The following is a 19,637-nucleotide window of genomic DNA, read 5'->3' on the forward strand; positions in this document are numbered from 1 at the left end:
TCCGGGCGCCTCCGTGGGAACCCCGGGTCGGATCCCTAGTGAGGGCACCTGGCGGCCGGGGGAGGGCCCAGCACTACGGCATCAGCGCCGGAGCTGCCTGCGTGAGGTGATGTTGAGCTTGCCGAAGATCTTGCGCAGGTGGTATTCGACGGTGCGCGGGCTGATGAACAGCCGGGTCGCGATCTCCGGGTTCGTGAGGCCCTCGCGAACCAGACGTGCGACCTGCGCCTCCTGCACGGTCAGTTGGCTTCCGGTCTCCACGGTGTGCTTGCGGACGGTCTCGCCGGCAGCCGACAACTCACGCTCGGCACGCCGGGCGAACGCGTCCATCCCCATCGCCGTGAACATCTCGTAGGCCGTGCGGAGTTGCTCGCGCGCATCCAGGCGCCGCGCCTCGCGGCGCAGCCATTCGCCGAAAAGCAGATGGGCGCGGGCGAGCTCGCCGCGGATGCGGGTGCGCCCGAGGCGGTCGATCGCCTCTCGATAGTCGCTCTCGGCGGCCGGGCCCTCGGCCACCAGCGCGCGGCAGCGGGCCTCGATGCCCATCGCCCAGTCGGTGCCGGCGGCGCGGGTCGTCGGCGTGAGTCGCTGGAGGGCGTCGGCAGCATGGTCGGGCGTCCCACCCCGGGCGGCGGCCTCGATGAGCTCGACCAGCACCCAGATGGGTGCCCCCAGCTCCTCCGGGCGGTCCCCGGCGGCCCGCAGGGCAACGGTCAGCGCGTCCTTGTACCGGCCGAGGCTGTTGTCGAGCAGCGCCAGCGCCCACCACGTGATGGGCAGCGCGACCCCTTCGCCGCGGGACCTCGCATCGTCGAGCGTGGAGCCGACCATCTCGGCGACCTCGGCGTCCCGGCCCCGCCAGGCGGCGAGCATCAAGGCGCCATAAGGCGCGAGTGGGCCGGTGGCCTCGATGACTGTCTCCACCTCCTCCACCAGCGCCGCAGCCGTGGCCAGTTCGCCTGCGACCACGTGCACGGCGACGCGGGCTGTCAGGGCGACGGACAGGGCGCTGAGCGCTCCGGTCTCCCGGACGAGCCGCAGGAAGCGGATGACGAGGACCTCCCAGGTCTCGTCGTCCCACACGTCGCGGGCGGTGCGGATGGAGGGCCAGAGCCAGCGCAGCCCCTCCTCCTCGGAGAGGTCCGGGCTGCGGAAGGCGACCAGTGCCCGCTGCATCATGGGCATCCCAGCGGCGTAACCGTCCGTGAACCGCACCGCCCACCCTTCGAGGAGCAGATCGGGCGCGCGCGGGGGCTGCATCCCGGCGGGCGCGACCCGTGCTGCCTCGGCGGTCTCCCGCACACCGCAGCTCCCGGCGAGCGGACCGGCGAAGATCGCTGCGTTGAGCGCGTCCAGGTAGGTCTCCCGGGCCAGCTGCACATCGAGCGGTTCGAGTTCCCGTGCGGCCCGCAGCAGCAGCGGTGGCGCGTCACGGCCGCGGTTGACGGTGAATGCGATCTGCGCGCGCAGGAGATCGACGCGGGCGCGCCGCAGAGGGTCGAGCGGCCCCGCTTCGGCAACGGCCAGCAGCTCCAGGGCCGTGTCGGGTGCGCCTGCCTGGTGTTTGGCCTGTGCCGCGGCCAGTGCCCGCTCGGCTCGGCGGGCCGGGTGGGGGGTCAGGTGTGCGGCACGTTCGAGGAACGCGGCGGCGGCGGCAAGCCCGCCGCGGGCTTGTGCCCTCCCCGCGGAGCGCTCGAGGTCTGCAGCGACGTCCTCGTCCGGCTTCGCGGCCGCCTGGGCACGGTGCCAGGCCCGGCGGTCGGGATCGACGTCGGGGTCGATCGATTCCGCGAGCGCACGGTGCGCGTTCTGCCACTCCTCCACGGAGGCGGCCCGGTGAATCGCCGAGCGCAGCAGCGGGTGGCGAAACCGCACCTGAAAGCCGATCGAGAGCAGTCCGCCCGCTGCCCCGTTCGCCTCGTGGCCGACCCCGAGCCGCCCGGCCGCCCGCCAGACCAGCACGGGGTCGCCGAGCGGCTCCGCCGCGGCGATCACGAGCAGGCGCCGCGTGTCCGCCGGCAACGGGGCCAGTTGCCGGTGGAAGCTCTCCTCGATCCGCTTCGGGAGCGCCGTCGTCGTCGGCAGTCCGAAGCCGCCGGTCAGTTCGGCGGGCGTCAATCCGCGAGGTAGCTCCAGGAGCGCGAGTGGATTGCCGCCGGTCTCGCCGACGATCCGGGCGAGTACCCGCTCGTCCACCGGACCGGGCAATACCGAGCCCAGCAGCGCTCGGGCGTCCTGGTCGGGCAGACCGCCCACCACCAGCTCGTGCAGGCCGGTCGACTCCTGCTCGCCGCGCTGAGGGCGCGAGGCGAAGACCATCGCCACGGACTCGGCGCCCAGCCGCCGTGCGGCGAACATCAAGGCCTGTGCGGAGGCACGGTCGAGCCACTGGACGTCATCGACCACGCAGACCAGCGGCTTCTCCCGTGCCACCTCGGCAAGCAGCCCGAGCACGGCAAGACCGACCAACAGGCGCTCCGGTGGGCGTCCGTTGCTCAGCCCGAACGTTGTGGCCAGCGCGTCACGCTGCGGACCTGGGAGCTTCTCCCGCCGATCCAGCATCGGGAAGCACAGCTGGTGCAACCCGGCGAACGGCAGCTCCATCTCCGACTGGACGCCCGCGGTCCGTTCCACGCGGCAGTGCGACGAGCGTTCGACCAGGTAGTCGAGGAGGGCCGTCTTGCCCACACCGGGCTCGCCGCGCACCAGCAGCGCCCGGCTCTCGCCCGACCGAACAGCCTCGAGCAGGCGGTCGAGCTCGTCACACTCACTGCGCCGATCCCGCAACACCTGGCAACACCGCCACCGGCGCGGATCCGCGCCGCGCCACGCAAGGAGTATCAGTGCGCACCGATGCGGGCGCATGTGAGGGCGTCGGCCGGTGCTCACCGCGGCGGCGTACTACGGTCGTCGGATGGATCTCGACAAAGCGCGAGAGATCATCCGTGAACAACACCGGGCGGTGCTCGCCACGATCCGCGAGGACGGCACTCCGCAGATGTCACCGGTCCTGGTCGGCGTGGACGACGACGGCCGCGTGCTCGTCAGCACCCGGGAGACCGCAGTCAAGGTGCGCAACGTGCGCAGGGACCATCGGCTGTGGCTGTGCGTGCTGCCCGATGGGTTCTTCGGGAGCTGGATCCAGGTGGAGGGCAGCGCCGAGATCGTGTCTCTGCCGGATGCGATGGACGGCCTGGTGGACTACTACCGGCGGATCATGGGCGAGCACGAGAACTGGGACGAATACCGCGCGGCGATGCAGCGTGAGCGGCGGGTGTTGCTGCGCGTGACGCTGACCCGCGCGGGCCCCGACCGCTCCGGCTGACCGAACGGCGGACAAGGCCGCGTCCATACGCCGACCTTCTCCCGCACACGTGCCGTCCCCGGTATGCCCGCTGGGGATGTGGCTCGGGATCCACACGGATGCGATCGCACTGATGCCGGACGACAGTCGCCGTGTCAGACCTGAAGCTGGTGAAGGCAGGGCATGGGCATCTTCAGCGTGCAGCTGGCTGCGCGGCAGTACGAGGTGGACTTCAACGGGCACGTGAACAACGCGGCCTACTACGACTGGGCCGACCACGTCAGGCTGGAGTTCCTGCGTCGCGCGGGAGTCGTGCCCGAGACGTTCATGGAGAACAAGGTGGGCCCGGTCATCCTCGAAGCTCAGGCGCGCTACCTGCGCGAGCTACGCATCGGAGAACCTGTGACCGTCACCTGCGAGCCCACATACGGCTCCGGACGAACCTTCACCTTCCTGCATCGCTTCATCCGTGCCGACGGGGTGCTGGCCACGGAGCTGGTCAAGATCATGGGAGTGCTCGATCACAGCACCCGGCGCCTCGTCGCGGAACCTCATCGAGTCCTTCGCGAGCTCGCAGCCCGGCCCGACCTCCTGGAACCGGCCGGCATCACAGCACGTGAGCAGCACGAGTAGGCCGGATACTCCTGAGGTGGCGCGAGGAGGCCGAGCGCCGGTGGCCCTGCGGGATCGGCGCAGCGAGTGTGAGGCGCTCGACCGTCTGCTGAAGGCCGTCCGGTCGGGCGAGAGCCGGGCGCTGGTGGTGCGCGGCGAGCCCGGTGTGGGCAAGACGGCCCTGCTGGAGCACCTGGTCGAGCGGGCCTCGGGCTGCCGTGTGGCGCGCGCTTCGGGTGTCCAGTCGGAGATGGAATTGCCGTTCGCCGGGCTGCACCAGCTCTGCGCGCCGATGCTGGATGAGCTGGCCCATCTGCCTGGTCCGCAGCGCGAGGCGCTGACCATCACGTTCGGGCTGAGCAACGGCGACCCGCCGGGCCGCTTGCTGGTCGGCCTCGCTGTGCTCGGCCTCCTTGCGGAGGTGGCGCGGGAGCAGCCGCTCGTCTGTGTGGTGGATGACGTCCAGTGGCTGGACCGTGCCTCCGCGCAGGCTCTGATGTTCGCCGCACGGCGGCTGGGCGCTGAGTCCGTGGCGATGGTCTTCGCGTCGCGCGAGCCCGGCGAGGAGCAGGAATCGGACGAGGAGGAGTCCACGGGTCTGCAGGAGCTGGTGGTGGGCGGCTTGCCCGACGAGGACGCACGAGCGTTGCTGGGCTCGGCGCTGCCCGGTCCGGTGGACGCGCGGGTGCTCGACCGGATCGTCGGCGAGGCCCGCGGTAATCCGCTGGCCCTGCTGGAGCTTCCGCGCGGGCTGACGCCCGCCGAGCTGACCGGCGGGTTCGGGTTGCCCACGACGATGCCACTGCCGAAGCGGATCGAGGAGAGCTTCCGTCGCCAGCTCGCGCCGCTGCCGGCGGACTCCCGCGAGCTGCTGGTGATCGCCGCGGCGGAGCCGCTCGGCGACCCCGTCCTGATCTGGCGGGCCGCGCAGTGGCTGGGGATCGGGCATGAGGCAGCGGCGCCTGCGACCACCGCCGGGTTGATCGAGATCGGCGCTCAGGTGCGGTTTCGCCACCCGCTGCTGCGCTCGGCGGTTCACCGGGCCGCCACCGTGGAGGAGTGGCGGTACGCGCACCGTGCGCTCGCGGAGTCGATCGATCCCGACACGGATCCCGATCGCCGTGCCTGGCACCGCGCCCAGGCGGCCGCGGGCCCGGATGAAGACGTCGCGGCGGAGCTGGAGCGTTCGGCAGGGCGGGCGCAGTCCCGCGGGGGGCGCGTTGCGGCCGCTGCGTTCCTGGAACGGGCCACTCATCTGACTCTCCATCCGCAGCGTCGGGCCGAGCGGGCGCTGGCCGCGGCGCAGGCCAAGCACCAGGCCGGCGCACCCGACACAGCGCTGGAACTGCTGTCGGCTGCGTCGGCGGGGCCACTGGATCCGTTGCAACGTGTCCGGTCGGAGTTGTTGCGGGCGCAGATCGCGTTCACCGTCAGCCGTGGCCGTGATGCACCGTCGCTGCTGCTGCGGGCCGCCGAACAGCTCGAACCGCTCGACGTGCAGCTGGCTCGGGAGACCTACCTGGATGCACTGGACGCAGCGATCTTCGCCGGCCCGTTGGCGGGCAGCAGCGGACTGCAGGAGACCGCAGCCGCCGCACGTTCCGCGCCCCCGTCGCAGTCGCCTTCACGTGCGCCCGATCTCCTCCTCGACGGTCTGGCCGTGGGGTACACGGACGGGTTCGCGGCGGGCATACCGACGTTGAAGCGCGCGCTGGTCGCGTTCCGCTGCCCGGACGTCTCCGAGGAGGAGGGGCTGCGCTGGCTGTGGCTCACCTGCCGCGTCGCCCGCGCTCTGTGGGACGAGGAGGCGTGGGAGGCGATCGTCACCCGCTTCCTGGAGCTCGCGCGGGAGACCGGAGCGCTCTCCGTGCTTCCGCTCGCCCTCAGCGCCCGCACGCTCGCGCACGTGTTCGCCGGTGAGCTGGATGCTGCCGAGGCGCTGGGAGACGAGCTGCACGGCGTCACGGAGGCGACCGGGAGCCCCTTCGTGCCCTACGGCGCCCTGATGCTTGCCGCCTGGCGGGGCCGCGAGGACGAGGCCACCGACCTGATCGAGACCGTTCTCGACGAAGCGGTGTCCCGGGGCGAGGGACTCGGGCTGACCGTCACCGGGTTGGCGGCGGCAGTGCTCAACAACGGTTTCGGGCGCTACGAGGAAGCGATGGCCGCGGCCGAGCGAGCCGGTGAGCACCCGGAGGAGCTGAACGCATCGACCGCCTGGGCGCTGGTCGAGCTCGTCGAGGCCGCCACTCGCATCGGGATGCCCGAGCGTGCCGACGGCGCCCTGCAGCAGATCGCGAAGTCGACCCGCGCGAGCGCAACAGACTGGGGGTTGGGTATCGAGGCTCGCTGCCGGGCGCTGACGAGCGACGGTTATGCGGCGGAACGTGCCTACCGAGAGGCGATCGAACGGCTCGGACGCACCCGGATTCGGGGGGAGCTCGCCCGGGCCCATCTGCTGTATGGGGAGTGGTTGCGTCGCGAGGGCCGGCGGTTGGATGCGCGTGAGCAACTGCGCACCGCCTACGAGATGTTCACGGCGACGGGGATGGAAGCGTTCGCCCGGCGTGCGGAGCGCGAACTGGGGGCCACCGGTGAGACCGTGCGCAGACGTCCGGTGGAGATCGGCGGTGAGTTGACCGCGCAGGAGGCGCAGGTCGCGCGTCTGGTTCGGGAGGGTCTCACCAATCCCGAGATCGGAGCCCGGTTGTTCATCAGTCCGCGCACCGTCGAATATCACCTGCACAAGATCTTCGGCAAACTCAACATCACCTCACGCAGGCAGCTCCGCCGCTGATCCCAGCCGGAGTCCATGTCCTCAGTCACGGAAAGTGACGCCGGACGTGGAGGGATCAACTGCATGTCGTATTGCAGCGGGCACACGCAGACGGCCATCCTGGGCGCGCTCAACAGCCGCCGCAATTGGTCGGGCAATCGTTTCCCGAAGGAGGCGCTATGGACCCGGTTTCCTGCGTGAATCCAATCTACCAAGGGTACCTGTACAACAACCGCTGGGCGATCACCGATTTCTGGACCCGGGCCAACACTCTCGACGCGGCCATCCACTTCGTCAACGCCGCGTACAGCAAATGGCCCGCCCAGGCCCAACCATGGGTCGACGGCATGAATGCGCGGCTGGCGAACGCAGCCCAGACCGAGGACCAGTTCTTCCAGCCGATGCTGGACAACGTCGGCGTCTGGGACGACGACTTCGCCTGGTGCGGCCTCGCTTCGCTCAGCGCGTACGACTTCCTGCTCGCGAACAACCTGCCCGGCACGGGCGGCTACCTGCGCGCCCCCGTCTACCTCAACATCGCGCAGACGTGCTGGCTACGCATGGTCGGCACGGGCTACGACCTGGCGACGGAGGTGATGCCGGTACCGCACGGTTGCCGCAACAGCAGTGCCTCGGCCGGCAGTAACCCCATGGGCATCAAGAACACGGTCACCAACGCGGGGTTCTTCCTGCTGTCCCTGCGCCTCTACAACACGCTGAAGACCGTCACGCCCCAGAAGACGGCCGCCGCCCAGGGCTACCTCAAGATGGCCTACGCCCAATACGAGTGGTTCAGCCGGTGGTTCACGGAGCCGAACCTCTCCAAGTACCAGTACCTGAAGCTCGTCACGTTCAACAAAGGCGTGATGGGTGGTCTGGTCAACGAACGACCACTGCCCGACGGGATCTACAACTCGCTCGACAACCCGCCGTACGAACCGGGCTGCACCTGGTCCGGCGACCAGGGCCTGATCCTCGCGGCCCTGGCGGGCATGCTCGAGATCGCCGACGAGTTGGCCCTCTACGTCCAGGCCCACGTCGATCCCACCTTCGACAAGACCGCGTTCACGACCGACGTCACCACCTGGATCGGTCAGATCGCGGGGGGCGTGCAGCAGTTGCTCGTCGGCACCGACGGCATCGTGCGTGAAGCGCCGTTCAAGGCGCTCATGTCGAACGACCCGATGACGGGCTTCGTGTTCTCGAAGGACTACGTCAGCGGGCGGGGCGTTCTGCTGCGCTGCCTGGCCCTGCCCGAGGTCAAGACCGCGCTGTCCGCGGCGGGTGTCAGCTTCGACGACACCCTCAACAAGACGGCGAACGCGGTGTGTGCCTCCCTCCAGTCGGGTCCCGCCAACCAGGTGAACGTGACCTTCGGCGTCCAGGACGCGGATTTCCAAGCCGCTTTCAAGAGTTACTGGCAATTTGGGGACGGGCCCATCGGCTGGACGTTCGACGCCAGCCAGAGCGGCCTCGTCGGCACGATCGTGCAGGCGGTCGGCCTGGACGCCATCGGGGCGGCGATCCCGCTCCAATGACCGCCGGTCCGGCTCGAACGCCTCATTGAATTACTGCTTCTCGCGGACAATCTTCCCGCCTTCGAATTCCCTGGTGGTCACCACGTAGAACAGTTGCGATATTTCCTTCCGTGAACGCATCAACGTCCCATTGCCCGACTCATCGGTTGCACGGCTGGACGTTCGACGTCAACCAGGGCGCCCTCGTCGACACGATGATGCAGGCGGTCGGCCGGGACGCCGTCGGGGCGGCGATCCCGTTTCATCGACCGCTACTTCGGCCTGCACCCGGGCCCAGAAGATCCTGCTCGGCACCGGCTGAACGCGCTACCCTGCCGCCTCGGGGGGACGGCATGACAAACGGGGCAACGCGTCCACTTCGGGCCGAGCTGGCCGAGCGGGTCGCGGTGCAGGGCAGGATGGCGAGTGCGCTCGTCGAGCTCGAGCGCCATCCCGGCCATGCCTTCCTCACCAGCGGCAGGCTCACGGGGGAGACCGCGCGGCTCTGGGCAGGCATCGAAGGTGAGCTCGCCGGGCTGTGGCGCGACTTCGATGACCACCGCAGGATCGTCGACGCCGCCACAGCCGCCGCCGACGGCGGTGATCTCGGCACGCTGAGGCGGCTGCTGCACGATCCGTCGATCGAGGTGTCCCGCACCGCACTCCCGCTCCACGAGCGGGGACTCACCGGCGTCCCCGAGCGTGTCGAGCACATCGACCTCGACACCCTCCAGCGCCGGATGGAGGCGGCGTTCGATCGCGTCAGCGCGTTCGTGACGCGCGCCGACGCCGCATATCGCGACGCTCTCGCCCGCGTCGCCTCGCCCGCCGAACAGCTCCGCGACGCCTGCCGCATCGCGGACGACCTCGGCACCGAGCAGCACGCGATCGCGGAGCTGACCCGCAGACTGGACGTCGTCGAGCGGACCGCGACCACGGATCCGCTCGGCTCGACGGTCGACACCGGCCCGCTCGCCCACGACGTCGGGGCAGTCGTCGAGCGGCTTCGCGTCGCGGCCGCCGTCCGGGACGGTTGGCCCGAACGCACCGCCCGGCTCGACGCCGCGCTCGGTGAGCTCGACGCGCTGCGCGGCCGGATGGTCGCCGACCGCGCCAGAGCCGCCGAGATCGTCGTCGTCACGCTGCCGCCCGCCCCGGCCGACCGCAGGCCCGCGCTGCGCGCCCGTCAGGCCGCCGTGCTCGTGATCGATGGTTGGCCGTCGAGGGCCGCGGCGCTCGACGGCCTCCTCGTCGCCGTCGCGACGGAGGCCGACACGCTGCGGGCCGCCCGGGAGCTGGCGAGCGGGTTGATCGAGCGCCGTGGCGAGCTGCGCGGGCGCTACGAGGCGTACCGCGCCAAGGCACACCGCCTCGGCCGTTCCGAGCAGCCCGAGATCCTCCGGCTCGAGGAGGAGTTGCGAGCCGTGCTGTGGGCGCGGCCGTGTGACCTGGCGGCCGCTACCCGCGCGCTCGCCGAGTACCAGCGCCTGCTGCAGGCCGAGGGGAGGACCGCATGATCGAGCTCGCGGGCGGACCGGCGTCACGGTGCCTGTGCACAGCACCGGCCGAGCGCAGCGGGGACGAGCGATGAGTGCCTGTGCCCGGCCGGGTTGTGACGGCACCATCGACGACGGCTACTGCGACGCGTGCGGTTTGGCTCCGGCCGCGCCGCCATCGGTCGAGGCTTCGGCGAGCGCGGCGGTCGCGCCTCCGGGGTCGTGCGGTCGTCCGGGCTGTGACGGCACGATCGACGAGGGCTACTGCGACACGTGCGGCCTGGCGCCGGCAGCGGCCGGGACCGACACCGATGCCGGCCCCAGCACGGCGGCTGCGGCGCCGACCTGGTCCACCAGCAGCTCATCCGGCGGATCCGGCAGCCCCGCCAGCAGGCCCACCCGCCGCGGCAGCGGGCGCAGCGGCACCGCCGCCACCCGCAGCCGACTGGGGGCCGGGATGGTCGACGTCCCACCGGTGCCGCGTCTCGACCCGGTGAGCGCGCTGATGACCGACCCGCAGGTCGCGGAGTCGGAGCGGTTCTGCAGCCGCTGCGGCAGCCCGGTCGGGCGCAGCCGCGACGGGCAGCCAGGACGTGTGGAGGGCTTCTGCCCGAAGGACGGAACCCGCTTCTCCTTCGTGCCGAAGCTCACCACGGGCACCCTCGTCGGCGGACAGTACGACGTGCTCGGCTGCCTCGCGCACGGCGGCCTCGGCTGGATCTACCTGGCGCTCGACCGGGCGGTGAACGACCGGCCGGTGGTGCTCAAGGGCCTGCTCGACGCCGGTGACGCCGACGCGATGGCCGCTGCCGTGGCCGAGCGGCGCTTCCTCGCGGAGGTCGACCACCCCACCATTGTCAAGATCTACAACTTCGTCCGGCATCCGGATGACGACGGCACACCGGTCGAGTACATCGTCATGGACTACGTCGGCGGCTCGTCGCTCAAGCAGCTGATGGAGAAGCGCAGGCGCGCCGACGGCGGCCTCGACCCGATGCCCGTCGGCCAGGCCGTCGCCTATGCGTTGGAGGTGCTGCCGGCGCTGGGCTACCTGCACGCCCGCGGCCTCGTCTACTGCGACTTCAAGCCCGAGAACGTGATCCAGTACGACCGGCAGCTCACGCTCATCGACCTGGGTGCCGTGATCGGCGTCGACGACCGGACCAGCGCTGTCTTCGGCACGATCGGCTACCAGGCGCCCGAGATCGCGGCGTTCGGTCCGTCGCCGGCGTCCGATGTGCACACGGTCGGGCGCACGCTCGCCGTGCTGGCGCTCGGAATGCCGCCCGCGCGCCGCGGAGTGCCCACCCCGCTGCCCGATCCGGACGCGCATCCGGTGCTCACGCGGCATCCGTCCTTCGACCGGCTCCTGCGCCGGGCGACCGACCCGGATCCATATCGCCGCTTCGACTCCTGCGACGAGATGGCCGAGCAGCTCACGGGGGTGCTGCGCGAGGTTCTGGCCACTGAGGACGGACGGCCGCGACCTGCGGCGTCCACCTTGTTCGGCCCGCCGCGCGGCACGTTCGCGCCCGGGCTGTTGATCGACGAGCACGGTGTCGGGCGCCCCGATCCCGCGGCGGTCGCGGCCCTGCTCCCCGTCCCGCTGGTGGACCCTGCGGATCCCGCAGCAGGGGTGCTCGCCGCCACCGCCACGGTCGACCGCGCGGAGATCGCCCGCATCGCCGAGGCGAGCGCGCAGACCGGTGGGCCGGGGGAGCCGAGCCCCGAACTGCGGCTGCGACTGATCCGGGCGGACATCGACGCCGGCGACACCGCGGCCGCACGGACCGCGATCGACGCGCTGCGCCGGGACGAGGCGGGCGACTGGCGGCTCGACTGGTTCACCGGGATCGCGGCGCTGGTCGACGGCGACGTCCCGGCGGCGGTCACCGCCTTCGACGCCGTCTACTCGACGCTGCCGGGCGAGCAGGCCCCGAAGCTCGCGCTCGCTGCCGCGTCCGAGCGGGCCGGTGCGGACGCGCACGCGGAGCAACTCGCCTCGCTGCTGGCCGCGACCGACCCGGCACTGGCCGACGCAGCGTTCGTCCGGGCGCGCTGCCGCCTCCGGGCGGGGGACCGGGCCGGGGCGATCACCGCTCTCGACGCCGTCCCCATGACGTCGAGCATGCACGTCCCGGCCCAGCTCGCGGTGGTCGAGGCGACGGTCGCGGAAGGCACGTCTGCCCCGGCGAGCGAGCTGCGGGCCGTCGCTGCGCGGGTCGAGTCGTTGCCGCTGGACCGCGCCACCGACCAGGGAGTCCGTGCCGCCCTGCTGACCGCCGCGATCGCGACACGAAGCACGGGGGACGGCCCGCTGCTCGGGGTGCCCTGGCGCGAGCACGACCTGCGGTTGGCTCTGGAGCGATGCTTGCGGGCGTCGGCGCGGCTCGTCACGGACCACGCCCAGCGGGTGGAGCTCATCGACCGCGCGAACGCCGAACGGCCCCGGACATGGGTGTGAACGCCTGCCCACGCTGCGCGGCGGACGTCGGCGTCGACGACCGGTTCTGCGAGAGATGCGGCCTGGACCTCACGCTGCGCCGCGCCGGCACGGTCGATGCCCGCCCACCCGGCGCCTGCGCCGCTTGCGGCGCCGCACCGGATGAGACCGACTACTGCGGCGTCTGCGGCAGGCGGGTCCCGGACGGCACCGACCACGTCGCCGCCGACCTCGGCCGGTTGGCCGGCGTGAGCGATCGCGGCTATGTCCACGCCCGCAACGAGGACGCGATGGCGTTCGGACTCCGCCGCGACACCGGCGTGGTCGCCGCGGTGGTCTGCGACGGCGTCTCCAGCACGAGGCGGCCGCAGGACGCCTCCCGGGCCGCCGCCGAAGCGGCCCTCTCCGTGCTGCTGAACGCCGAGCCCGCCCCTGTGCCGGTGCCGGTGGGCGCCGGACCGGAGGAACCGCGTACCGGGCGGACGGTGCGGGTGCGCCCGGCCGCGGCTCGTACCTACCAGCCGCCGGAGTCGGCCCCAGGCGTTGCGGAGGAGGAACGGCTGCTGCGGCGTGCCGTCGGTGCCGCGGCCGAGGCCGTTGCGGGGCTGGCCGCCGTGCGGGAGCCCGACGCCCCGTCGTGCACCCTCGTCGCCGCGCTGGTCGGGTCGTCGGGCCGGGTCACGGTCGCGTGGGTGGGCGACAGCCGCGTCTATCACCTCGACGGCCCGGCCTCGCGGCTGCTCACCGCCGATCACTCGTGGGCCCATCAGCAGGTCGCCGCCGGAGTGCTCGACCCCGCGGCGGCGATGGCCGATCCGCGCGCCCACGCGATCACCCGGTGGCTCGGCGCGGACGGGGTGCCGCACCCCGATGTCACCACCGTGGACGCCGAGGGTGGGCTTCTGCTCCTGTGCACCGACGGTCTGTGGAACTACCTGCCCGACCCCGGCGACCTCGCCCGTATCGCGGCCACCGCGGACACCCCGCACGGGATCGCCGCCCTGCTCACGCGGTATGCGCTGGACTCGGGCGGCCGGGACAACATCACGGTCGTCGCGATCCCCCTACCCGAGAGGAGTCCGGCATGACCTTCGCCGTCGACGTCGACCAGAACCCGTACCTCGCGGCGGGCGAGACCCGCGTCGACGCGATCGTCACGGTGACGGCCTCCGGCGACCTCACCGCGCCCGCCCCACCGTCGGATGTCCTCGAGGTCATCGTGATCGACTGCTCGGGGTCGATGCAGGGCGACCGGATCCGCGCTGCGCGGCAGGCCACCGCCGCGGCGATCGCCGAACTGCGCGACGGGGTCGCCTTCGCCGTGATCGCCGGGACGCACGTCGCCAGCCAGGTGTATCCACCCAGCGGCGGCACGGCCGTCGCGGGCGAGGCCACCCGCGCCGAGGCGACGACCGTCGTGCGGTTCCTGCAGGCGGGCGGCGGCACAGGTATCGGTTCCTGGCTCGCTGCGGCAGGCGCGATCGCCGCGGCCCATCCCGGCTCGATCAAGCACGCGATCCTGCTGACCGATGGGAAGAACGGCGAGGCCCCCGACTGGTTCGCCGAGCAGCTCAGGTCGGTGACCGGGCTGATCGCGTGCGACTGCCGCGGCGTCGGCACCGACTGGCAGGTCGACGAACTGCGCGCGATCGCCTCGGCGCTGCTCGGCACCGTCGACATCGTCGCCGACCCCGCCGACCTCGCCACCGACTTCCGGTCGCTGATGGGTGCGGCGATGGGCAAGGGTGTCGCCGACGTCGCCCTGCGGCTCTGGACACCGCGCGGGGCGACGATCCGGTTCGTCAAGCAGGTCTCGCCCGCGGTCGAGGAGCTCACGGACCGCCGCGCCGAGGCGGGCCCGCTGCGCGGCGACTACCCGCTCGGCTCGTGGGGCGCGGAGAGCCGCGAGTACCACGTGTGCGTCGAGGTCGCGCCCGGCGCGGTCGGCGACGAGATGCTCGCGGGCCGGGTGACCCTGGTCCGGTCGGGCTCGGACGAGGCGCTGGGCGACCAGGGCAGGATGCGGGCGGTCTGGACCGAGGACGTCGCGCTCTCGACGAGGATCAGCCCGGGGGTGGCCCACTACACCGGACAGGCCGAGCTCGCCCAGGCGATCCAGGAAGGCCTCGCCGCGCGCAAGGCGGGCGACGAACCGACTGCCACCGCGCGCCTGGGCCGGGCCGTCGCGCTGGCCGATGTGTCCGGCAACGACGGCACGGCGAGGCTGCTGGAGAAGGTCGTCGAGGTCGTCGATGCGCCTTCGGGCACGGTCCGGCTGCGGAAGGACGTGTCCGCCGCCGACGAGATGACGCTCGACACCCGGTCGGTGAAGACCGTGCGGGTGCGTGGGGGTGAGGGCTGATGGCCGCCTGCCCGGCCGGGCACGAGTCCTCGACCACGGACTACTGCGACACGTGCGGGGCTCGCATGACCGCGCCCACGGCGTCACCGCCCGCGCCGCCACCCGAGCCGCCTGCGCACTGTGCGCGGTGCGGCGAGCCGCGGGGTGGGCGGTTCTGTGAGGCGTGCGGGCACGACGCGGACCTGCCGGTGCCGGACACCGCTCCTGCTGCGCAGCCCGCACCGGCTGCCGGTTGGACGGCGGTCGTCCGCGCGGACCGGGCGTGGTTCGAGGAGGTGCGCCGCCGCGACGGGCCGGATGCCGCCACGCTCGAGTTCCCGCCGTACGCCCCGGAGCGCCGGTTCACGCTCAGCGGCCCGCAGATGGCGATCGGGCGTCGCAGCCGTTCCCGCGGGATCGACCCGGAGATCGACCTGTCCGGCCCGCCGCTCGACCCCGGCGTCTCCACGCTGCACGCGCTGCTGCTGCCCGGCGCAGACGGCGGCTGGACGATCGTCGACCTGCAGTCCACCAACGGGACGACGGTCGGCGACGGCACCGACCTCATCCCGCCCAACACCCCTGTGCCGCTGCCGGACGGCACCGTGGTCAAGATCGGCGCCTGGACGACGCTCAGCGTCCACGCCCCCTGATCCGCGAGTCGCGCCAGTCGGGTCAGTCGCGGTAGACGGCGGGCGCGACCGGCGGGACCGTGTCGAGGTGGCCCGTGAACCACTTCTGGTTGCTCGCGGCGAGGCTGCCGTCGGCGCGGGCCTGCTCCAGCACGCCGTTCACGAACCGGACGAGGTCGGGCTGGCCCAGCTGCATCCCCACGGCGTAGCGGGAGTTGTCGAGGGCGCGGCCGACGATCTCGGTCTGCGGGTCCTGCGCCGCCAGCCCGGCCAGGATGACGTCGTCGCTGGAGACGGCCTCGACCCTGCCGTGCTGCAGGTCGAGCACGCAGTCGGGGATCCCGGCACGGGTGGAGACCTGCAAGCCGAGCGGCAGTGCACGGAGAACGTCCTCGGTGGTGGAGCCCTCCGACGTGCAGACCCGCTGTCCGGCGAGGTCCTCCACCTCGTGCACTCCACTGTCGACCGGCACCAGCATCCGCTGGGAGACGGTCATGTACGCGCTGGAGAACTCGACGCTCTTCTGCCGGTCGCACGTGACCGTGAAGCTGTTGACGACCATGTCGACGCGCCCGTCCCGGACGGCGCTCGCCCGGTCGGCGATGTCGAGGACGACGAACTGCACCGCGTTCTGATCGCCGAGGATCGCGGCGGCGATCCGGTGGACGATGTCGATGTCGGAGCCCTCGATCTGCCCGGTGATCGGATTGCGGTAGCCCACGCGGTACTTGCCCTGGTCGACACCCGCGATCAGCCGGCCCCGCGCCGCGATCGCGGCCATGGTCGAGCCGGGGGGCATCGCGCCGGGCGCGGGCAGCGGACCGGTGGGGCGCAGGCTCTCCCGCACCTCGCTGCAGGCAGGCGGGGTCGGCGCTGCCACGGGTGCTTGGGTCGCCGCAGCGGGAAAGGCGGCGGGGGTACCGCCGTCGGGCAGCAGCAGGCTGCCGAGCGCCAGCACTCCGGCGACCGCGAGGGCGATCAGCGGCAGTCTGCTCGACGGGCGTGAGCGCGTCTCGTGTCCGGTCACCGGTATTCCCCCAGCCTGCGCCCGATCCCGAGGACGATCCCCACGGCCGCGAGCACCCCCAGCACGACCGATACCACCGGCAGGGCGCCGACAGCGGCCCGTGCGACTGCGGCGTCGTCGGCGAACGCGGCGCGTTGCGCGGCCGTCGCCGAGCCGAGCGCCGCGTCGAGCGCCTGGAACGTGGCCCCGGAGCCCTGCGGGTCGGTGCCGGTCGCAGAGGCGACCGCCTCCGGGAAGCGGCCGCCGTCGTCGAGCGCACGGAGGGCCACGTGCGCGTCGCGCCACCGCTCGGCCGCGGCCCGGACCGTCGACAGGTCGGCGTCGGGATCGGCCGCCGCCGCGGTGTCGAGAAGCGCGCCGGGCGCGAGAATGCGGTCGATCTGCACGGTGAAGCCCTGGTCGGAGGCCCCTGCTCCGCCGCGCGCGACGAGCACGAGGCTCTCGTTGCTCCGGGCCTGCAGCGCGGCGGCGTGGGCGTCGTCGAGGGCGCGCGCCGCGTCGCCGTGCCGATCGGCCCCGCGCAGTGCCCCGCCCGCGACGGCGGTCGCGACCACCCACCACCCGACGAGGACGACGAGCGCGGCCACGGCGCCGACCAGGCCCGGGTTGATCACGCGGTTGGTGCGGCGGCGCTCCCGGATCGAGGCGTGCACGAGGCCGACGAGCGCAGCGATCCCGAGCACGACCACGGCGAACGGAAGGGTGCCGCCGCGGGCGAGAGTGGCGTCGAGGGCCGTGTTCTCCGCGGTGCGCAGCGTCGCGGCGGCCGGCAGGATCGTCTCCCGCATCAGGTTCGATGCAGCGCCGAGGTAGGACTGGCCGAGGGGCAGACCGAGGCGGTTGTAGGTGCGCGCGGACTCGACGAACGCGGTGTAGACGGGCAGGTTCGACGTGATCGTCACAACGTCGTCGGCGGCGGGATCGTCGTCGGCGAGGCCGGCTGCTGCCCGCACGAGGCGCTCGGATGCTGCGCTGACGTCGCTGTCGTATCGGTCGCGGACGGCTGCAGGCTCGGTGCCGCCGGAGACGTAGCCGCTGGTGGCCATGGCGTCGGCGTCCGCCAGTGCGCGGTAGATCTCGGCGGCGTCGGCGGAGAGCGTGGCCAGGCGGGCGCCCTCGCTCCCGACGGCGTCAGCGCGTGACAGGCCGTTCGCCAGCCCGACGACCCCGGCCAGCAACGCACCGACCAGCAGGACGGCCCCGACCCGGCGTAGCCGCTGCGGCGTGGCCCCGCCCGCGACGAGCTCGCGCACTCGCGCAACGGACACCGGCGCGTTCTTCGTGAGCACGCTCATTGATCCCCCCGGGCGCACTGTATCGAGACACAGCCCCGAGGTCTCCCGGAGAAGTGATCACAAGTCGCGCCGGCAACCTCGTTCCGGCGGACGTTGCTTCGCCAGCAGCCACCGGAGCGAGCGATCATCGGCTGCGTCGTACTCCTGGGGGAGAAGATAGATCGTGGCCCGCCCGTCGGTGACCCGGACGATGTCGCCCCGGGCACCAGGTGCCGCCCGCTGACCCAGCGGGTTCTGCAGCAGCCGCGTCGCCACCAGGGGTGGCGCTACCGTCTCCGCGGGCTCAGCCACTGGTGCCCCCGGGGCCGTTCGTGCCGCCTGCCCCGGCCTGCATCGCGTGCGGTGTCCCGCTGCGCGGTTCCGGGTTCGTGGCGCCCTGACCGGCCAACGCGCTACCGACACCAATGGCTGCGGCGACCGGCCACTCGATGATCCCGGCGATCGCGGTTGCCGCGAGTCCGCCGAAGAACAACAGTGACCTGCCCGACGGCAGCATCGACTGTGCCGTGTGCACGACCCAGCCGAGCTCCGCCCGGCTCGGCAGTTGCAGGTCCGGCACAAGGAACTGGGCTGGTCACGAAGGGGAGGTTGACCGTCGCCGAGCGCCGTCCCGCGAAGCGGCCTTCGGCCGGGTGCACTCCGGCGGCCCGCTCAGTGGTCACCGTATCGGCGTGCACGGCCGACTCCTGCGGCTTCCGGGCTTCGCCCGTGCGTATTGTCGTGCTCCTCGCCCTGCCCGCCACGGTTCACCTCGCTCCGCCCGGATCTCGACCGGCGACCAGCGTGTCGCGCGTGTGAGGAGAACTCAAACCCCGGACGGCCTGAGGGTGGCTAATGCGGCCACGGTGCGGAGGCCGGGCGACCGCGCAGCGGCAGCGCCGTTACGACCCCTGGTCGAGACGCGGGACACGCATGTGTCTCTGTTCTTCGGTTTCGTAACTGTTGAACGGCTCGGAGACTGCCGCCGAACGCGGCCGAGTGGGGTCACCTGCCCCCGGGAGGGATCGGGCCGTCGAACGCGGTGCGCCGGGCAAGAGTTTTGCCGGGGTGCGGGGAAGAAGATCGCGAAGGGCATACGGCTGTTCGAGCGGTTGTCGCCGCCGTTGTCGGGCCGGTGACAACCGGGCCACTCGTTGGGCGAGCGCGCAAAGATTCCCATCGCCAAGGCCGATTCGGAGTACACCGTGGGGTGCGCGAGCCGCGGAACGTAGAGGGTGTGCCGGGAGCGGCGCGTGGCGACGCTATCCAGACGAGTTGAACCTGGGGTGGCCGTAGATCGACTAGTTGCTGTTCCGGTCAGAGACCCAGCGCTTCGGGAACTCGCGGACCTACCCTCTGATGTCTATCGGCACAACCGGCCCGAGTAGGCAGGGCCAGGAGTGCAACCGCGACCTGGAGCCGTTGATTCGTGTGGTGCATCGCTACTGGCGAATGCGCCGACCGTACACGCCGTCAGCCGACGATGACGAGCGCACGCTCGCGGACGCGATCTCGACGTGTAAACCGGAATACCGGCATACGAGAAGACGGCCCGCGACCGTGGTGAACGTGATGCCGAGCGACGGGTGTTCGGTGATCGGCGCGGCAGCGCGATCTCGTGGGCCCATGATGACCTGCGGGGGAGCGCTGTCGAGCCCGTTACCTGGGGGCCGAGGCGCATGCTCAGCGGAATCCTGGCGTACGCAGCGCCTCGGGCCCCCACGGCGGTAGAACGGTGGGGGCCGGCCCCCGTCAGTTCTTCTGGTGGTAGGCCTCGAGCACGTTGGACGGGATGCGGCCACGCTCGGAGATCTTCATTCCGCGCTGCTGCGCCCATTCGCGAATGGCCTGGTTCTGCTCGCGGTCGACGCTCGGGCGGACCGTTGCGGTGGTGCCGGCCGAACGGCGGCGGACGCCCGTGCGGCGAGCAGCGGAAACGAAGGGAGCGAGGGCCTCCCGCAGCTTGGCGCTATTGGCCGCCGAGAGGTCGATCTCGTAGGCCTTGCCGTCCACCGCGAACTCGACCTGCTCGTCGGCCTCGTTGCCGTCCAAGTCGTCGACCAGGGTGACTGTCGTCTGCTTCGCCACGTGGCTTGCCTTTCACGGGTTGCTACGGATGAACCGTATCGGGGGACGCGATCAAGATAATTGTTTCGGTGCAGTATGGCAAGTCGATCCGTCGGGGAGTCGCGGGTCACCGGAAGCTCCATCATTG

At 72.0% G+C, this 19,637-nt stretch carries 15 protein-coding genes; 9 read left to right on the forward strand and 6 right to left on the reverse strand.

Annotated elements, in window-relative coordinates; genetic code table 11:
• Positions 1-81: 81 nt before the first annotated feature.
• A complete protein-coding gene (locus tag ACQPZQ_RS19045) occupies positions 82-2,790 on the reverse strand; it encodes an AAA family ATPase (protein WP_433297609.1) in 2,709 nt (902 codons plus the stop codon).
• A gap of 124 nt (positions 2,791-2,914) precedes the next feature.
• Here ACQPZQ_RS19045 and ACQPZQ_RS19050 point away from each other — a divergent pair, with 124 nt between their 5' ends.
• From ACQPZQ_RS19050 to ACQPZQ_RS19090, 9 genes are all read left to right on the forward strand, one after another.
• Positions 2,915-3,325 (forward strand): PPOX class F420-dependent oxidoreductase, encoded by a 411-nt coding sequence (locus ACQPZQ_RS19050; RefSeq protein ID WP_433297611.1) that lies wholly within the window; start codon positions 2,915-2,917, stop codon positions 3,323-3,325.
• Positions 3,326-3,487: 162 nt separating this feature from the next.
• Positions 3,488-3,937, forward strand: a complete 450-nt coding sequence (locus ACQPZQ_RS19055; protein WP_433297613.1) for an acyl-CoA thioesterase — start codon at positions 3,488-3,490, stop codon at positions 3,935-3,937.
• Between the two features lie 40 nt (positions 3,938-3,977).
• Positions 3,978-6,713 carry a helix-turn-helix transcriptional regulator gene (locus ACQPZQ_RS19060; protein ID WP_433297615.1) on the forward strand — a complete coding sequence of 912 codons (2,736 nt, stop codon included), beginning with the start codon at positions 3,978-3,980 and terminating at the stop codon, positions 6,711-6,713.
• Positions 6,714-6,838: 125 nt separating this feature from the next.
• Positions 6,839-8,230 carry a hypothetical protein gene (locus ACQPZQ_RS19065; protein ID WP_433297617.1) on the forward strand — a complete coding sequence of 464 codons (1,392 nt, stop codon included), beginning with the start codon at positions 6,839-6,841 and terminating at the stop codon, positions 8,228-8,230.
• Positions 8,231-8,562: 332 nt separating this feature from the next.
• The gene (locus ACQPZQ_RS19070; RefSeq protein ID WP_433297619.1) at positions 8,563-9,726 is read left to right on the forward strand and encodes a hypothetical protein; all 1,164 of its coding nucleotides are present in this window, start codon (positions 8,563-8,565) and stop codon (positions 9,724-9,726) included.
• Between the two features lie 70 nt (positions 9,727-9,796).
• Positions 9,797-12,169: a tetratricopeptide repeat protein gene (locus tag ACQPZQ_RS19075; protein WP_433297621.1), complete on the forward strand. Its 2,373-nt coding sequence runs from the start codon at positions 9,797-9,799 to the stop codon at positions 12,167-12,169.
• Positions 12,160-13,236 carry a protein phosphatase 2C domain-containing protein gene (locus ACQPZQ_RS19080; RefSeq protein WP_433297622.1) on the forward strand — a complete coding sequence of 359 codons (1,077 nt, stop codon included), beginning with the start codon at positions 12,160-12,162 and terminating at the stop codon, positions 13,234-13,236. Before ACQPZQ_RS19075 ends, ACQPZQ_RS19080 begins: the two co-directional genes overlap by 10 nt.
• Positions 13,233-14,510, forward strand: coding sequence for a VWA domain-containing protein (locus ACQPZQ_RS19085; protein WP_433297624.1), 1,278 nt, complete (start codon positions 13,233-13,235; stop codon positions 14,508-14,510). Before ACQPZQ_RS19080 ends, ACQPZQ_RS19085 begins: the two co-directional genes overlap by 4 nt.
• Positions 14,511-14,575: 65 nt before the next feature.
• Positions 14,576-15,142 carry an FHA domain-containing protein gene (locus ACQPZQ_RS19090; RefSeq protein ID WP_433297626.1) on the forward strand — a complete coding sequence of 189 codons (567 nt, stop codon included), beginning with the start codon at positions 14,576-14,578 and terminating at the stop codon, positions 15,140-15,142.
• A 22-nt stretch (positions 15,143-15,164) separates the two neighbouring features.
• On the opposite strand, the gene ACQPZQ_RS19095 is transcribed toward ACQPZQ_RS19090, so the two are convergent.
• The 5 genes from ACQPZQ_RS19095 to ACQPZQ_RS19115 all read right to left on the reverse strand — a co-directional run bounded on the left by ACQPZQ_RS19095 (position 15,165) and on the right by ACQPZQ_RS19115 (position 19,510).
• Entirely contained in the window at positions 15,165-16,148 is a 984-nt protein-coding gene (locus tag ACQPZQ_RS19095) for a glutamate ABC transporter substrate-binding protein (protein ID WP_433297628.1), read from the reverse strand.
• A complete protein-coding gene (locus ACQPZQ_RS19100; RefSeq protein ID WP_433297631.1) occupies positions 16,145-17,443 on the reverse strand; it encodes a hypothetical protein in 1,299 nt (432 codons plus the stop codon). The genes ACQPZQ_RS19095 and ACQPZQ_RS19100 overlap by 4 nt, the downstream gene beginning before the upstream one ends.
• Positions 17,444-17,500: 57 nt before the next feature.
• Positions 17,501-17,734, reverse strand: a complete 234-nt coding sequence (locus tag ACQPZQ_RS19105) for a hypothetical protein (RefSeq protein WP_433297633.1) — start codon at positions 17,732-17,734, stop codon at positions 17,501-17,503.
• Entirely contained in the window at positions 17,727-18,002 is a 276-nt protein-coding gene (locus tag ACQPZQ_RS19110; protein WP_433297635.1) for a hypothetical protein, read from the reverse strand. The genes ACQPZQ_RS19105 and ACQPZQ_RS19110 overlap by 8 nt, the downstream gene beginning before the upstream one ends.
• 1,172 nt (positions 18,003-19,174) lie before the next feature.
• Entirely contained in the window at positions 19,175-19,510 is a 336-nt protein-coding gene (locus tag ACQPZQ_RS19115; protein ID WP_433297637.1) for a histone-like nucleoid-structuring protein Lsr2, read from the reverse strand.
• Positions 19,511-19,637: the final 127 nt, after the last annotated feature.

Source organism: Pseudonocardia sp. CA-142604 (assembly GCF_050948475.1).
GTDB lineage: Bacteria > Actinomycetota > Actinomycetes > Mycobacteriales > Pseudonocardiaceae > Pseudonocardia > Pseudonocardia alaniniphila.

Coding starts and splice junctions, on each gene's coding strand:
- ACQPZQ_RS19050 (WP_433297611.1), top strand. CDS start 2,915: ATGGATCTCGACAAAGCGCGAGAGATCATCCGTGAACAACACCGGGCG.
- ACQPZQ_RS19055 (WP_433297613.1), top strand. CDS start 3,488: ATGGGCATCTTCAGCGTGCAGCTGGCTGCGCGGCAGTACGAGGTGGAC.
- ACQPZQ_RS19070 (WP_433297619.1), top strand. CDS start 8,563: ATGACAAACGGGGCAACGCGTCCACTTCGGGCCGAGCTGGCCGAGCGG.
- ACQPZQ_RS19075 (WP_433297621.1), top strand. CDS start 9,797: ATGAGTGCCTGTGCCCGGCCGGGTTGTGACGGCACCATCGACGACGGC.
- ACQPZQ_RS19080 (WP_433297622.1), top strand. CDS start 12,160: ATGGGTGTGAACGCCTGCCCACGCTGCGCGGCGGACGTCGGCGTCGAC.
- ACQPZQ_RS19085 (WP_433297624.1), top strand. CDS start 13,233: ATGACCTTCGCCGTCGACGTCGACCAGAACCCGTACCTCGCGGCGGGC.
- ACQPZQ_RS19090 (WP_433297626.1), top strand. CDS start 14,576: ATGACCGCGCCCACGGCGTCACCGCCCGCGCCGCCACCCGAGCCGCCT.
- ACQPZQ_RS19100 (WP_433297631.1), bottom strand. CDS start 17,443: ATGAGCGTGCTCACGAAGAACGCGCCGGTGTCCGTTGCGCGAGTGCGC.